At 37.4% G+C, this 16,700-nt stretch carries 13 protein-coding genes; 10 read left to right on the top strand and 3 right to left on the bottom strand.

Going from position 1 to position 16,700, the window contains the following annotated elements; translation table 11 throughout:
* Positions 1-12 precede the first annotated feature (12 nt).
* Positions 13-1,209 (bottom strand): efflux RND transporter periplasmic adaptor subunit, encoded by a 1,197-nt coding sequence (locus KO505_RS05125; protein WP_216054383.1) that lies wholly within the window; start codon positions 1,207-1,209, stop codon positions 13-15.
* A gap of 189 nt (positions 1,210-1,398) precedes the next feature.
* On the opposite strand from KO505_RS05125, the gene KO505_RS05120 reads away from it, so the two are divergent.
* The 4 genes from KO505_RS05120 (at position 1,399) to KO505_RS05105 (ending at position 7,005) form a co-directional block, all read left to right on the top strand.
* A complete protein-coding gene (locus KO505_RS05120; protein WP_216054382.1) occupies positions 1,399-2,013 on the top strand; it encodes a TetR/AcrR family transcriptional regulator in 615 nt (204 codons plus the stop codon).
* Positions 2,014-2,333: 320 nt separating this feature from the next.
* Positions 2,334-4,643, top strand: a complete 2,310-nt coding sequence (locus tag KO505_RS05115) for a S9 family peptidase (protein ID WP_216054381.1) — start codon at positions 2,334-2,336, stop codon at positions 4,641-4,643.
* A gap of 157 nt (positions 4,644-4,800) precedes the next feature.
* Entirely contained in the window at positions 4,801-5,091 is a 291-nt protein-coding gene (locus tag KO505_RS05110; protein ID WP_216054380.1) for a DUF1244 domain-containing protein, read from the top strand.
* A gap of 288 nt (positions 5,092-5,379) precedes the next feature.
* A complete protein-coding gene (locus tag KO505_RS05105; RefSeq protein WP_216054379.1) occupies positions 5,380-7,005 on the top strand; it encodes a GAF domain-containing hybrid sensor histidine kinase/response regulator in 1,626 nt (541 codons plus the stop codon).
* A gap of 90 nt (positions 7,006-7,095) precedes the next feature.
* Here the strand turns inward: KO505_RS05105 and kynA are convergent, their stop codons facing one another.
* Positions 7,096-7,944 (bottom strand): tryptophan 2,3-dioxygenase, encoded by an 849-nt coding sequence (kynA, locus tag KO505_RS05100; RefSeq protein ID WP_216054378.1) that lies wholly within the window; start codon positions 7,942-7,944, stop codon positions 7,096-7,098.
* A gap of 317 nt (positions 7,945-8,261) precedes the next feature.
* Here kynA and KO505_RS05095 point away from each other — a divergent pair, with 317 nt between their 5' ends.
* Positions 8,262-9,614: a sodium-dependent transporter gene (locus KO505_RS05095; protein WP_216054377.1), complete on the top strand. Its 1,353-nt coding sequence runs from the start codon at positions 8,262-8,264 to the stop codon at positions 9,612-9,614.
* Positions 9,615-9,697: 83 nt separating this feature from the next.
* On the opposite strand, the gene KO505_RS05090 is transcribed toward KO505_RS05095, so the two are convergent.
* The gene (locus tag KO505_RS05090; protein WP_216054376.1) at positions 9,698-10,603 is read right to left on the bottom strand and encodes an AraC family transcriptional regulator; all 906 of its coding nucleotides are present in this window, start codon (positions 10,601-10,603) and stop codon (positions 9,698-9,700) included.
* A gap of 146 nt (positions 10,604-10,749) precedes the next feature.
* Here KO505_RS05090 and KO505_RS05085 point away from each other — a divergent pair, with 146 nt between their 5' ends.
* The 5 genes from KO505_RS05085 (at position 10,750) to mmsB (ending at position 16,511) form a co-directional block, all read left to right on the top strand.
* Complete coding sequence (locus tag KO505_RS05085; RefSeq protein ID WP_216054375.1) at positions 10,750-12,252, top strand: CoA-acylating methylmalonate-semialdehyde dehydrogenase; 1,503 nt, start codon at positions 10,750-10,752, stop codon at positions 12,250-12,252.
* A 100-nt stretch (positions 12,253-12,352) separates the two neighbouring features.
* A complete protein-coding gene (locus KO505_RS05080) occupies positions 12,353-13,510 on the top strand; it encodes an acyl-CoA dehydrogenase family protein (RefSeq protein WP_216054374.1) in 1,158 nt (385 codons plus the stop codon).
* 51 nt (positions 13,511-13,561) lie between these two features.
* Positions 13,562-14,338: an enoyl-CoA hydratase gene (locus KO505_RS05075; protein ID WP_216054373.1), complete on the top strand. Its 777-nt coding sequence runs from the start codon at positions 13,562-13,564 to the stop codon at positions 14,336-14,338.
* Between the two features lie 98 nt (positions 14,339-14,436).
* Positions 14,437-15,564 carry an enoyl-CoA hydratase/isomerase family protein gene (locus tag KO505_RS05070; protein WP_216054372.1) on the top strand — a complete coding sequence of 376 codons (1,128 nt, stop codon included), beginning with the start codon at positions 14,437-14,439 and terminating at the stop codon, positions 15,562-15,564.
* A 53-nt stretch (positions 15,565-15,617) separates the two neighbouring features.
* Positions 15,618-16,511 carry a 3-hydroxyisobutyrate dehydrogenase gene (gene mmsB, locus KO505_RS05065; RefSeq protein WP_216054371.1) on the top strand — a complete coding sequence of 298 codons (894 nt, stop codon included), beginning with the start codon at positions 15,618-15,620 and terminating at the stop codon, positions 16,509-16,511.
* Positions 16,512-16,700 lie beyond the last annotated feature (189 nt).

Raw genomic sequence — 16,700 nt, 5'->3', positions numbered from 1 at the left:
ACGTTATCCTTATTATTGAGCTTGGCTATTATCAGCTATGGCTACAGGCATACCCGGGAAGAAAATACGAGCCATTCCATCTACAATCACTTGGTCATTTTGTTTAAGACCTGAACGAATTACCCAATAATTATTAACTACACCGTCAACTTCTTGTTGAACCCATTCGCCTACTTTTACTGGCGCAGGAAGGGCAACGGTCATACCTTTATCATTAGGCGTTGCTAAATATACAAATTTACCCGTTCCATTATCTAACACGGCACGTTGTGGTACTAAATACGCATTTTTGCGAACGGCACCAGATAAAATTACACGTACAAATTGACCCGGACGTAAACTAAACTCTGGATTGGCGACAATCGCTTGTAATTCACTAGTACCAGTGGATTGATTAATACGGATATCACTGAAGTTAACTAAACCTGTGTGCGGGTACTGTGAACCATCTTGTAATTTGATGCTTGCTTTCCAACGGCCATCTTCAGGTAACGTAAGAGTTCCAGCCGCTTGGTCTGTACGCATTGCTAATTGCTCACGCTCTGACAAACCAAAACGTAAACGAATAGGGTCTAATTGTGTGATTTGACTTAATAATACTTCTGGACCAGTAATAAAGGTACCTTCAGAAACAAATTCTCTACCCATTACACCATTAACCGGTGATTGCACTTGAGCATAATCTAAGTTTAATTTGGCTTGTTCTAATTCAATATTGGCTTTATTCAATTCAGCCGTTGCTATTTCGACTGAAGCTTGAGCATTATCAAAGTCACTTTGTGAAATTGATTTATTGTCTTTTAGCTCTGCAAGACGAGCTACGTCTTTTTTAGCTTTAGATAATGTGGCTTTGGCACTTTGCAATACAGCATTAGCACGAGCAACCGCTAATTTATAAGGTTCAATATCGATTGTGAAAAGTGATTGACCTTTAGAAACCGGTTGACCTTCATCAAAGTTACGTGATGTTAAGATACCACCAACACGAGCTCTCACTTCAATTTCTTTAGAGCCTGAAAGGGTTGCTGGTAATTCAATATTAAAAGCCACATCTTGTGTGGTTGCTGACATTACAGAAACGCTCGCTGGAGGCATTCCACCATGTCCACCAGAAGCTGGGGCTTCACCACAGCCAATGATAAAAGTTGAAAAGGCTCCCAAAACAGCTAACTTTAGCGGGGTTAAAACAGTATGGTTTTTAATTGGCATATTGGTTCCAAACTTAATTTAAAAGTAAAATTAAAATAACGGTTAATCAAAAGTAAACGATAGTGTATACTAAAATTATTATGAGGTACACGGTGCCGTTTACTTTCTTTAGAATAATTTAACTAACTCTTAGTTAAACTGGTTCTAAGCTAAAGTTTGGATAGAAATAATTAAGGTAGTTTGATTTTTATGGAGCATTGCAACGCTAAACAAAGTGATATACTTCATGCCGCTATTGCAGAGTTTGCAAAATGTGGCGTGATGGGCACCACTATGGAACAAATTGCAAAAAGTGCTCAAGTTTCTAAACGTACCTTATATAAACATTACGCTAATAAAGATGAATTGTTTGATGAAGTTGTTGAATTACAATTAAATACCATTAGACGATTAAAAGACTTTCCTTACCACCCAAACATGCCTTTGTTCGATCAGCTAAAGTTATTGGCTAAAGAAGTGATCAAACTAACCCAAAATGAAGACTATCTTACGTTATCTCGTATCGTTATCATCGAGTCTATGCGCTCTAAAGAAGCGGCTGACAGAGTAAATGTTAAATTTACCGATTGTGAAAAAGGACTAACCGGTTGGTTTTCCTATGCTGAAAAAGCCGGTGCATTGGGTGAGTTAACGGCCAAAACCGCAGGCACTATGTTTTACGGCAGTATTAAACAATTGATCTATTGGGAACAAGCAATTAAATGGCAACCGCCTCTTCCTCAGGAAGAGATTGAGTTATTGATTGATCAGGTTTGTCATGTATTTTCATTTGGCTTATCACCAAAAACACTCAATAAAATCTAGTTTTTAAAACATTCAAATATCGATAACCGCACACTTCCATCACAAATAACCCTTGGAATTATCTAAGGCTTATCAATCAGCCTATCTGTAACTTTCTTATAAATTGGGACTCTGAGCTGAATCCACTGATTATTAATTCAACATTAATAACTATTGTTATTGGAATAAACTCGATTTTATGTTGATTCGTAGCAATTAATCACAGGGCACTTTAGTTTTAATTGCAGTTGGTATACCTTTGACCACGATTAATAAGTCTAAGCAAAATCTTTAGCACTTATTCTAAGAACTAACAGCAAGAATTAACTTAGGAACGATAGATGAAAAATCTAAACGTATTTCGATTGATATCTTTGATTGCAGCTGGATTTCTAGTCCAAGCCTGTGGCCAATCTGAGACGCAAAATACCGAAGTGGGCAGTGAGCAACTGACACTTGAAAGCATTTATAAAGATAAAACTTTTAGCGGAGAGCGTGGCACCTATTTTAGATGGTTAAAAGATGGGTCAGGTTACACCGTATTAGAAGAACGTGAAGGTGTATCTGAAGATTCAGAGCAAACTTCAGATGAAGAACATGGCATAAGCGGCAATGATATTGTTTTTTATAACCCAGATGCCACCGGTCGAAACGTACTGGTTGAATTTGAAAAACTGATCCCTAAAGGTGCAGAAGAACCTCTATCTATCGAAGATTATCAATGGTCTGAAGATGGTAAGTGGTTAATGGTATTTACCAACGGTAAAAAAGTTTGGCGCTCGCGTAGTCGCGGTGATTTCTGGGTATTAAACCTTGAAACGTCGGCTTTATATCAACTTGGTGGTGAATCACCGGAACCTTCAAAATTAATGTTTGCAAAATTCTCTCCTGACAGTTCTCGTGTTGCTTATGTAAAAGACAACAACATTTACACTGAAAAAGTGGGTGATCAAACTATTACAGCCTTGACCACTGACGGTGATGAAAACACAGTTAATGGTAATTTTGACTGGGTATATGAAGAAGAGTTTTCAATCCGTGATGGTTTCCGTTGGAGCCCTGACAGTAAAAATATCGCTTACTGGCAGTTAGATACTTCTGGTGTTAAGTACTTCACTATGATCAACAACACTAAGTCGTTATATCCTGAGTTAACTGAATTTCCATACCCTAAAGCCGGTGAGCAAAACTCAGCAGTTAAAGTGGGAGTGGTAAAACTGGCCGATAAAAAAACACGTTGGGCTAACTTAGAAGGTGACAACCGCGACCGTTACATTCCAAGAATAAGCTGGACTGGTAACGGTAAAGAGTTATTGATCCAAGATGTTAATCGTCCACAAAATCACAATACTTTGTGGTTGTTCGATTGGGAAAACAACAAACTTGCTAATATCTTAGAAGACAAAGATGAGGCCTTTTTAGAATGGTTTTATGATGCAAACTGGTCAAAAGATGGCGAGTACTTTGTATGGCACAGTGAAAGAGACGGCTGGCGTCATCTTTATCGAGTTTCTCGTGACGGTAAAACGATTGTTGATTTAACGCCGGGCGAGTATGACATCGTTTCTATGTTAGCGATGAACGAAGAAAAAAATGCCATTTACTTTACCGCATCACCAGATGACCCAGGTCAAAGGTATTTATTTAAAGCTACATTAGATGGTTCTGCAAAACCGGTTCGTATTACACCAGAGCAACTTTCTGGTTCAAATTCGTATTACATGTCAGAAGACGCATCTTGGGCTATGCATACCCACTCTAGTTATGGCGTACCATCGACCAAACAAATTGTTAAAGTGAGCGATCATTCAACGGTTAAAGTGTTAGTTGAGAACAAAGAACTTAAAGAAAAACTAGCCAAAATTGAATTACCAAAACACGAGTTCTTTAGCGTAGTTGCAAAAGACGGTACAGAATTAGATGGTTATATTATGTTCCCAGCGGACATGGATAAATCTAAAAAATACCCAATCGTATTTTATGTTTACGGCGAACCTTGGGGATCAACCGTTCAAGATCGTTGGGAAGGTGGTAACTATTTATACAAGTCTTTGTTAACGCAAAAAGGTTTCATCGTGGCATCTGTTGATAATCGCGGAACCCGAGCACCTAAAGGTCGTGACTGGCGCAAATCAATTTATAAAAAAATTGGTATTGTAACCGTTCAAGATCAAGTTGATGCGTTAGAAGCCATGGCTAATCGTTGGTCTGTTATTGATACTGACCGTGTAGGCGTTTGGGGTCATTCGGGCGGTGGTAGTTCAACATTGAACTTATTGTTCCGTCATGGTGATAAATTCCATGTGGGTATTGCCTCAGCACCGGTTCCTGATATTCGTTTATACGATACGATTTACCAAGAACGTTATGCGGGAAACCCAAATGATGATCCAGAAAGTTATGACAACAGTTCACCTGTTCATTTTGCTAAAAACTTAACCGGAAAGTTATTGTTAATTCATGGCACTGGCGATGACAATGTTCATTACCAAGGTTCTGAAAGACTGATCAATGAATTGGTAAAACATGATAAACAATTTGAATTTATGTCTTATCCAAACCGTTCACACAGCTTACGTGAAGGCAAAGGCACTAGCTTACACAGAGCAAGATTAATGGTTAATTTCTTTGAGAAAAACCTGATCAAATAAGTTAATCAATAAACGTATTTGAAACGAATAATAAAGGCGACAAACTTAACGGTTAGTCGCCTTTTTATTTGCATTAAATCTAGTTTCTAAAACCTAGCGTCAATAAACAATTTACTTTAAGCTAACGTCATAAAATTAAGTTAAAAAGGTTACGATTATGGATAAAGAAATAGAAGTCCAAGCGGCGGTATTTCGTCGCTTATTAGCGCATTTAGACAGCCGTAAAGATGTGCAAAATATTGAATTAATGAACTTAGCTGGTTTTTGTCGTAACTGTTTTTCTAAATGGACGGTGCAAGAGGCGGAAAAATTAGGCGTAGATGTGGACATAGATACTGCACGTGAACAAGTTTACGGTATGCCTTATTCTCAGTGGAAAGAACAGCACCAATTACCAGCAACGCCAGAGCAACTCGCACGTTTTGAACAATTAAATCCTAAAAAGTAGAGCTTGTGATAATTAAAGAGTGCTTAAGTGTAATCGCGGCTTTGACTTTAGTTGGATGTGCTTGTTGTACAGAACTAACAGCAACTATATATTAACAAGCCAGTTAACGAGTTTATATGACTTTCAAATTGTTGAAAATATAAGCGATGACAATAATAAGCGTGAAGTTTAAATGCGCTAACTATATAAAATCTAATATATTAATTGATATCAAAATAGGCAAAATTTCAAACTAGTGCCATGCTGTAAATATGTATAAAGTAATGCGTATTACAAAAGGAATTAATCTTGAAATCTGCGGATAAACCGATAAATGAAAATGAACGTCTTAAAGCATTATTTGAATATGAGGTTTTAGATACAGATTCAGAAAAAGCATTTGATGAGTTAACTGAGCTTGCATCAGAGATTTGTGAAACGCCTATATCGTTGATAAGTTTAGTAGATCCAAACCGGCAGTGGTTCAAATCTAAAGTAGGTATCGATGCTGAATCGACAGATAGAGATATTGCATTTTGCTCACACGCTATATTGCAAGATGACTTGTTTGAAGTTCAAAACGCTTTAAAAGATGAGCGCTTTGTTGATAATCCTCTTGTAACCTCAGAACCCAATATACGTTTTTATGCAGGCACACCTTTAGTGTCAGCTAGTGGTCATAAAATTGGTACTTTGTGTGTTATCAGTGACAAACCTAAAAAGTTAACTACTAGCCAAAAAAAAGCGTTAACTATATTAGGTAAACAAGTGATCACCCAGTTAGAACTGAGGATGAAGAATAAAAAATTAGTTATTGCTAATAAATATAAAACAGAGTTTTTATCAAACGTTTCTCATGAAATACGTACCCCTTTAAATGCTATTATTGGTTTGTCAGGACTTGTTTTAGAAACTCAAGAGTTAAAAGATAAGTTTTTGGAACAATATGAATTTATTCAACAAATTGATTTTAGTGGTAAGCGACTCTTAAGTATTATTAATTCAATTTTGGATTTAAATAAAATCGAAGCGGGGAAAATGGAACTTGAGCCCAAAGAGTGTAACTTATCACAATTTATAACTAATATTTTCACCTCATTGTCTGCTAAAGCAAAAGAAAAAAATATCAATTACAATAAAGTTGAAAACTCAGATATGCCTCAAACTGTCATAGTTGATGAGTCAAAATTAGGACAAGTTCTTACTAATATTTTAGGCAACGCATTAAAATTTACCCCTTCAAACAGATCAATTGAGTTAAATATAGCGGTTGATAAAAATATACTAAAGATAGCTGTTTTTGATGAAGGGGTTGGTATTGATACTAAAGAGCAAATTAAATTATTTGATAAATATGCACAGGTTGGGAAAAGTAAAAATGGTGAAGAGGGGACTGGGTTAGGGCTTTCAATTACTAAAGGATTGATTGACGTGATGGGTGGGAGTATTAACTTGGAAAGTCAATCGGGTAAAGGAACAACCGTCTCATTTGAAATACCATTCCAAGTCACTACGATTACGTCTATGGAAAAAGGAGATACTGGAGGCGTAGGTTTAATAGACTTTAGTAAATTAAACGTTTTAGTTGTTGAAGACAATAAAGTGAACCAAATGGTTATTTTAGCTATGCTTAAGTCTTTAAATATAGCAGCTACCGTAGAGGGAAGTGGGGAAGAGGCATTAGATAATTTAACGCGTCATCAATATGATATTATTTTAATGGATATAAACCTTCCAGGTATAGATGGAGTGGCAACCACCAGAAAAATTAAAGCTATGAATATTAATAGTTATATGTTGGCATTAACCGCAGATGTATACCGAGACAATCAAGATAAAAAATTATTTGATAACTTTTTAACTAAACCAATTTTGTTAGATGATTTGAGAGATTCCTTAACTCTGGCTTTGACAAAGTTAGGGGCATCTAAATAATTTAAGAAAATATTAAGTCAGTAGGTTATCCCTCTCGTCCGTTTTATTTATATAAAATGGACGAGAGGGATGAATGTTTATGACAAACTTTTATAGCTTAGTTCTTAACTCTAATAGCTCAGGGAAAAAACTAATATCCAAGGCTTTTTTAAGGAAAGCAACGCCGGATGAACCACCGGTTCCCATTTTATTCCCAATGATACGTTGTACGGTATACATATGTTTAAAACGCCATTGTTGGAATGCATCTTCAATATCCATTAGTTTTTCGGCTAATTCGTATAATTCAAAGTGCTTGTCGGCATTTCGGTAAACTTCTAACCACGCATTTAATACTGACTCATTACTTTCGTACGGTTGGTTAAAATCTCTTTCAACCATATTAGCGTCAATCTCAAAACCTGAATGTGCCATTATTTTAATGATCTCATCATAAATACTTGGTGCATTTGAGATAGCGGTTAATTCTTCGTGTACATCTGGGTTACTCGCATGAACTTTAATGAGTTCTTGGTTTTTATTGCCCAGTAAAAACTCCATTTTTCTGTAACCATAAGATTGGAAACCAGAAGAGTGACCTAAAGAATCACGGAACTTCAAATAATCAACGGGTGTTAAGGTGGATAAAATATTCCAAGACTGGGTGAGTTGAATGAATATTTGTTTTACTCGAGAGATCACTTTAAAAGCTGGGCCAAACTCAGCTTGTTTTAGCATAGAGATCGCAGCGGTTATTTCATGACCAGCCAATTTTAACCAAAGCTCACTGGCTTGATGAATGACAATAAATAACATTTCATCGTGTTGGTCAGATTGAGGTTGTTGAGCCGATAAGATTTTTTCTAAATTTAAATAGTCGCCATAAGACATATCATCTTTAAAATCTGTTTTTATTGAGTCTTCCATCTCGCGATAATTACTTGAATGTGGACATGACATACATTATTTCCTTTAAACCGATTAATTTATCTCATGTGAGTGAGCATAAATTAATCATCTCTAATTGGTTTCTTAACTGTATTTTAACCTGCATAAGCAAAATTTAATAATGATAATAATTTTAGCTTTTGATAAATTTTACGAATGTGACAAAAGCTAGATAATTTCTTTACAGATTAAATTGACTAAGAACAAATATGACGTTAGTTTCAAGTTCAAAATCTAGATACTGCTGATGATGTCTATTTCTTTGCTAAACAGGCATTCCATTTATAAAGCAGAATATTAAAAATAATTATAATAAAAAGGTGTCATCCATGGCGGTTAGAGGTCAATTTTCATCTCGATTAGGATTCATATTAGCGGCGGCTGGTTCTGCTGTAGGTTTAGGTAATATATGGGGCTTTCCCACTCAAGTTGCCAGTAATGGTGGTGCTGCATTTGTATTAGTGTATTTAGTACTTACCTTTATTGTTGCTTATCCGATACTGATGGCTGAGTTAGTTATAGGTCGTCATTCACAATCTAATATGGTTGATGCATTAAAAAAGATATCTGCGGGTAACATAGCTAAAAAGATTGGTGCAGGAACCGGTTACTGGGCATTGATAGTTGTGAGTCTAATTCTCAGCTTTTATATGATAGTAGCGGGGTGGATGATTGCTTATATGTTCCAAGCCGTAACAGAAGTATTAGGTTGGTCAGCCGCCTCAACTTGGTTAACTGACTTCTCGATTTCTAGAAACATAATATTCAGTTTAATTTTTGCTTTAATGACCATAGTTATTGTTTCCCGTGGCGTTAGTAGTGGTATTGAGAAATGGTCAGGTCGTTTAATGCCTATGTTATTGGTGTTAATTGTATTGCTGATTATTTATGTAAGCATGCAAGCTGGTGCATCAGAAGGTTGGAAAGCCTACTTAGTACCTGACTTTTCAAAAGTACTTAATGGTGATTTGATCCTGAGTGCAATGGGCCAAGCATTTTTCTCTTTATCATTGGGCGTAGGTTCAATGCTTGTTTACGGTTCGTATGTCAGTAAAAAAGAAAATCTTGTGTCTTTAGGTGCATCAGTTGCCTTAGTTGACGTTGGTATCGCCATAATGTCAGGCATGTTAATTATTCCTGCTATGTATGTTGCGCTTGCTAATGGTGTCACTATCTTTAATGAAGCAGGACAACTAATCGGTGGAGACCAATTAATCTTTACGGTTATTCCAGCCTTATTTGAGACTATGGGCGGAGCTGGTGATTATGTTTCTTTTGTCTTTTTTGTATTAATGACAATAGCGGCATTAACCTCATCGATTTCAATGTTAGAAGTGCCAGTGGCTTTCACCATTGAAAGCACTAAGTTAGAACGTAAAGGTGCTTCTTGGGCAATTGGCATCTTTGTTATGCTGATCAGTTTGCTGCTTATCTTTAACTTCGACGTTTTATTTGGTTTAGTTATTTCTTTAACCACACAATATAGCCAACCTTTATTAGGCTTGATGTTGTGTATCTTTACCGGTTGGGTATGGAAACGTGACTCTATACTGCAAGAAATAAAACAAGGTGCAGATGATGTAGAGTCATCTTTGTTTTGGAAGATCTGGCCTGGTTATGTTCGTTTTGTTTGCCCATCGCTAATTTTAGCTATGGCTTACCACACAATTTTTGTTGGCTAAGAAACTTAAAATACATCTAAAATCAAAAAACCGACAATCGTCGGTTTTTTTTATGCCTATTATTTAGTTAGACACAGATAATTTTAGTGACCGTGACGAGAAAGGCGATATTGTTTAGGTGATAAACCCATTACGTTTTTAAATAAACGTGAGAAATAATAAGGGTCGTCATAACCTAATACTGCAGCAACATCTTTAATGGATTTACTCGACCTGTCTAATAAACCACAAGCGTGTTGTATTTTAATTTCTAAAAAATACTTCACTGGACTTATTCCTGTGGCGGTTTGAAACTTCTTCGCAAAATGAAATTTAGATAACCCCATGTATGAAGCCATTTCATCTAACGAAAGCTGTTTGGTAATATTCTCTTCCAAAAAGGCATTGAAGGTAATTAAGTTGAAATCCTTTTGCGGCGTAACATGCAAGGCAGGAAGCTGCATGGTTAACAAACTTAATATTTTTTTTAAGATGTTCGCCGCTAATATAAATGAGTTAAGTTGGTAACCTTGGTGGCGGGTTTCCATTAATTGTTCAAACTCATTCTTTATTTGTATTGGGTTTAATATTTGGATTTTTAATTGTGACTTATTTAAACCAATAATATCCATAAATTGCATAAACAAATGTCCATCCATATGCACCCAATAAATGCTCCAGGGATCTTTACTATCGGCTTTATAATGATGTGTAGTTCCTTTTGGGATCATCAAAATGTCATTTTCCACTATAGTTTGATTATAGTGTGGTGAGCTGATTGTCCCTTTGCCTGCACAACAAAAAATTAACAAGTGGTCTGTATGCTCCAGCCTTTTAATTGCGTGGTTGTGCGCATTTTCGTAATAACCAAAAGCTAAAGGAAATAATCCACGGCTGACCACATTCAGTTCAAGTTGTTCAATCATAGGTTTCGGTATTAGATAACGAATACTAGACTTAGGTAGTGGCCAATTTGACGGAGCGCTCATAAATTCAACTCGATTAGTCATGCATGACAAGATAGTCCATTAAAATAACAATTTAATCAATGTTAAATAGTTGGAAGCTCTGTTTTAATCAGCTCAATGAAATTTCCTTGTACTTAAAACTGTAAATCGCAGTAGCAAGAAATAACTAAATTATAAAAGGCATAAGCATGAAACAAGTACCTCTATTTATAAACGGCGAATGGGTGTCGTCAAAATCAACCCGCGTGATTGATGTTACAAACCCTGCAACTCAAGAAGTGATTGCTCAGGTACCTTGCGCGACAGCAGATGAAATGCAACAAGCTATTACCAGCGCTAAAGAAACGTTTAAAGTTTGGAAAGACAAACCAATCATGGAACGCGCTCGCATTATGATGCGTTATGCTGCTTTATTAAAAGAACATCAAGAAGAAATCGCCGGTATCATTTGTGAAGAGTTAGGTAAAACCCACGAAGATGCGATGGGCGATGTTTGGCGTGGTATTGAAGTGGTTGAACATGCAGCAAATATCCCTTCTATGATGATGGGCGAAACCGTTGAAAATGTTGCGACCAGTATTGATACATATAGCTATACACAACCTTTAGGTGTTTGTGTTGGTATTACGCCATTTAACTTCCCTGCAATGATACCGCTTTGGATGTTCCCGTTATCAATTGCTTGTGGTAATACCTTTATCTTAAAGCCGTCTGAACAAGATCCATTATGTCCAACTCGTTTAGTAGAGTTGTTTGAAGAAGCTGGTGCACCAAAAGGTGTATTACAAGTGGTTCATGGTGATAAAGAACAAGTCGATATCTTATTACATGAAGAATCAGTGAAAGCGATTTCATTTGTCGGTTCTGTTGGTGTTGGTCAATACATCTATAAAACAGGCACAGATAATATGAAACGTGTTCAATCCTTCTTAGGTGCTAAAAACCATATGGTGGTTATGCCAGATGCAAATAAAGCTGCAGTTATTAACAATATTGTTGGTGCATCGGTAGGCGCAGCAGGACAACGTTGTATGGCAATTTCGGTTGCGGTATTTGTTGGTTCTGCCAAAGAGTGGATACCAGAAATAAAAGAGAAATTAGCATCGGTACGTCCTGGTCATTACACCGACTCAGAAGCGGCTTATGGTCCTCAAATAACTCCAGCGGCGAAGGATCGTATTGAAGCATTAATAGAAACGGGTAAAAAAGAAGGAGCCAATTGTGTTTTAGATGGTTCTAACTTCACTGTCGCTGGTTTTCCAAACGGTAACTGGGTTGGTCCAACGATGTTTACAGATGTGACGACTGAGATGGAAATTTACAAACAAGAAATTTTTGGTCCAGTATTTTTAACCATGAACGTCGATACTTTGGATGATGCGATTAGTTTGATTAATTCAAATCCATACGGTAACGGCACGTCAATATTCACATCGTCAGGTTTTGCAGCGCGTAAATATCAGCATGAAATCGAAGTTGGTCAAGTTGGAATTAATATTCCAATTCCAGTTCCATTACCATTCTTTTCATTTACGGGTTGGAAAGGTTCTTTTGCAGGCGATCAACATGCCTACGGTAAACAAGCCGTTAAGTTTTATACAGAAACTAAAACCATTACAGCTCGTTGGTATGATGATCACGCGGATGAGTCAGCTGATGCGGGTCCTAACATGTCAATTGCTCTTAAATAAAGATAAAAGTAACTTGCCGCATTGTTGTTAAGTGTCATAAACACAGTGCGGTAGTACACCGAATAATAAATAACGAATAATAAAATAAGTCGGATCTTTCATGAATTTTAATTTAAATGACGATCAAAAAGCGTTTGTTGATGTTGCTAAACAGTTTTCGGATGCAGAGTTACTGCCAAACGCAGCAAAATGGGATGCAGAACATATCTTTCCAAAAGATGTGATGGCCAAAGCAGGGGAGCTAGGTTTTTGCGGTTTGTATTCACCGGAAGACGCTGGTGGTATGGGGTTATCCCGGTTAGATGCTTCATTAATATTTGAGCAACTCGCCATGGGGTGTACAGCTACTACGGCTATGCTCACAATTCATAACATGGCAACTTGGATGGTAGCAACTTGGGGGACCGACACAGTTAAACAACAATGGTGCCCAGGATTAGTCATGGGAGAGCAATTAGCTTCTTATTGCTTAACAGAACCGGGGGCGGGGTCCGATGCAGCTTCATTAACGACTTCTGCTAAACGTGATGGCGATGAATATGTCATTAACGGTTCCAAGATGTTTATCTCTGGCGCGGGCGAAACTGACGTTTTAGTGGTGATGGTAAGAACTGGTGAAGCTGGCGCAAAAGGCATTTCTGCAGTTGTTGTCCCTGCTGATGCTGAAGGTGTCATATATGGTAAAGCAGAAGAAAAACTCGGTTGGAATGCACAACCAACAAGATTAATAACGTTTGATAATGTACGTATACCACTTGCCAATTTACTTGGTGAAGAAGGCCAAGGTTTTTCTTTTGCCATGAAAGGGTTAGATGGTGGTCGAATTAATATTGCAACTTGTTCAATTGGTACGGCCCAGCAAGCATTAGATACCGCATTAAATTACATGAAAGAACGTGTGCAATTTGGCAAACCGTTAGCGGCATTTCAAGCTTTACAATTTAAACTGGCCGACATGGCAACAGAACTGGTCGCCGCCAGACAAATGGTGAGACTAGCTGCATTTAAATTAGATCAAAATGATCCAGAAGCAACGGCTTATTGTGCCATGGCAAAACGTTTTGCTACCGACATTGGTTTCCAAGTCTGTAATGAAGCACTGCAATTACATGGTGGATATGGCTATATCAAAGAATATCCACTTGAACGTCATTTTAGAGATGTACGTGTACATCAAATCCTTGAAGGGACTAACGAGATCATGCGTTTGATTATTGCTAGACGATTATTAGACGAAGCTGCAGGGCCAATATTATAGATCTTAATCTGTAACAGCTTTAGCTATAACGATAAGAAATAAGGAACAATTATGTCAGATTTACTTAAATTAAAAATAGATGGGCACATAGCTCAAATCACTATCGCTAACCCTCCAGCCAATACTTGGACATTTGATTCATTAAGCGAATTAAAATCATTAGTTGAAGCCTTAAACATAAATAAAGCCGTTTATGCTTTAGTGATCACCGGGGAAGGTGACAAGTTTTTCTCTGCCGGTGCGGACTTAAACGTGTTTGCTGACGGTGATAAAGGCGTTGCCTCTGACATGGCAAGAGTATTTGGTGCCGCTTTTGAAGCACTACGTGATTTCCAAGGTGTATCTATTGCCGCAATTAATGGTTATGCCATGGGCGGTGGATTAGAAGTTGCGTTAGCTTGTGATATTCGAATTTGTGAAGAACAAGCTCAAATGGCATTGCCAGAAGCAAAAGTAGGTTTGTTACCTTGTGCTGGTGGCACACAAAACTTATCTTGGTTAGTGGGTGAAGGTTGGGCAAAACGTATGATCTTATGTGGTGAACGCATTAAGTCAGACGTGGCGTTAAAAATTGGTTTAGTTGAAGAAGTGGTTGCCAAAGGTGAGTCGTTAAATGCAGCGATGAAATTAGCCGAACAAACGGCAGAACAAAGTCCAACTTCAATTACCGCTTGTAAAACACTTATTCAAGCAGGCAGAAGTGGCAATATTAATGCTGCGTTGCCATTAGAACGTGAAATGTTTGTTGGCTTATTTGACAGTAAAGATCAAAAAGAGGGTGTGAATGCCTTTTTACAAAAACGTAAGCCGACTTGGTTAAACGAATAGTAGATATAGCAGTTCGTAGTCTTTTAAATAAAAAGTCTTTTAAATAGAAAGCCTTGTAAATAGTAAGTCTGTAGGTCGTAGGCCTTTTAGGAAAAAATATGTCTAACCTTGTTTTATTTAGAGAGCTAGAGTCGGTATCTGATAAAAAAATTGGTGTCGCCACATTAAACTCTGAAAAATCGTTAAATGCACTTAGCCTAGATATGGTTAACCTTTTAATGCCGCAGTTACTCGCATGGCACGCAGATAAAGACATCGCTATGGTGATGTTAGAAGGTGCCGGTGAAAAAGCATTTTGTGCCGGTGGTGATGTGGTGCAACTTTATAACTCAACGGTCGCAGCAGGAAAAGGTAACTATTCAGCAGAAGTAGAAGAGTTCTTTACAAAAGAGTACGAACTCGATCACTTAATCCATACATATACTAAACCTATTTTATTGTGGGGACATGGTATCGTTATGGGCGGCGGACTTGGTTTGTTGGCTGGCGCAAGTCATAGAGTCGTGACAGAAAAATCAAGAATAGCAATGCCAGAAATCACCATTGGTTTATACCCGGATGTCGGTGGAAGTTATTTCTTAAACAGAATGCCTGCAGGTTGTGGTTTATTTTTGGGTTTAACGGGCGCTTCAATTAATTCAGCGGATGCGAAGTTTGTTAATTTAGCGGATTACTTTATTAGTGTTGAACATAAAATTGATTTAATCGAAGAGTTGTTATTAGTGAACTGGGAAAGTCTGGACAGATTAAATCATCAAAAACTGTCTGAACTGTTAGCTAAATTTGAACAGCAAGATATAAGTCTGATACCTGAAGGCAATTTACAGCACTTTGCACCTTTATTAGCTGAATTAGCTGAATGTAAAAGAGTTGAAGCGGCAGTGGTAAAGATTTTAGATCAGCAAGTGGACGATAAGTGGTTTAATAAAGCACAAGCCTCTTTAGCTCATGGCAGTGCATTAACCGCGCATATCATCTATCGCCAATTAGCAGTGGGTAAAAACCTATCCATCGCAGATTGTTTTCGCTTAGAACTAGGTCTTTCAGTGCAATGTTCTGCTATCGGTGAATTTGCCGAGGGAGTACGTGCACTATTAATAGATAAAGACAATAAACCTCAGTGGCACTTTAATACCGTGCATGATGTCGATGAAGAGTCTGTTAATAACATGTTTGTTTCACCTTGGTCTTCTGACAAACATCCGTTAAAAAATTTAGGTAACTAGATTGTCTAGTTTGTTAAGACAATCCCCTTAGAACAAATAAAGAGAATTTTAACATGGCAAATATCGCATTTTTTGGATTAGGTAATATGGGCGGTCCAATGGCTGCTAATTTAATACAAGCAGGTCATCACGTTTGTGTGTTTGATTTGTTCCCTGCAGCGGTTGAAAAATTAGTAACACTTGGTGCGACGACAGCTGAAACGCCAAAGCTTGTTGTTAAAGATGCCGATGTTGTAATTTCTATGTTACCAGCAGGTAAACATGTCTATGACTTGTATTTAGGAAATAATGGTATAGCTGAGGTTTTAACAGCGGAAACATTGGTAATAGATTCTTCAACTATCGACTCTGCCACCGCTATTAAAACAGCTGAAGGTTTAAAAGCGCATAATATTCATTTCATTGATGCGCCGGTATCGGGTGGTGTAGCTGGAGCAACTGCTGGAACCTTAAGTTTTATGGTAGGTGGTTCAGAACAAAACTTTGCAGTAGCAAAACCTTTTTTAGATGTGATGGGCAAAAATATCTTCCATGCAGGAGAGGTTGGTGCAGGGCAAGTTGCTAAAGTTTGCAACAACATGCTGTTAAGCATACTTATGGTTGGTACGTCTGAAGCAATACAGTTAGGGATCGACAATGGCTTAGATCCAAAAGTGTTATCTGAAATTATGTCTAATAGCTCGGGCAGTAACTGGACATTGGATGTATATAACCCTTGTCCAGGCGTTAGTGAAGGGGTGCCATCTTCGAATGATTATAAAGGTGGCTTTATGACTGACTTAATGGCAAAAGATTTAGGCTTGGCAATGGATACCGCCGTTCAGTCAAATTCATCCACTCCGTTAGGTGCATTAACAAGAAATTTATACGCATTACATCAAAAAGCTGGAAATGGAAAAAAAGACTTTTCGAGCATCTTCCAGCAATTTAGTGCTAATGATGCTTAAAAAAAAGCCTAAATGGTATATAAGTGAATAAATAGAAATATATTCATCATTAAAATTGCCAAAGCCTGGAACTTAACTATAGTTAATTTCCAGGCTTTTTTAGTGGAAGACTAAAGAATAAGACGCTATTCGGTACACTTATACAGCGGTTTGTGTGTTTATTGTTCACTTGAACGGTTTTTGTAATTT

The sequence above is a fragment of the Psychrosphaera sp. F3M07 genome (assembly GCF_018860345.1).
Taxonomy (GTDB): Bacteria; Pseudomonadota; Gammaproteobacteria; order Enterobacterales; family Alteromonadaceae; genus Psychrosphaera; species Psychrosphaera aquimarina.
The sequence above is the reverse complement of the archived record's forward strand: the minus strand, read 5'-3'. Positions and strand labels throughout refer to the sequence as shown.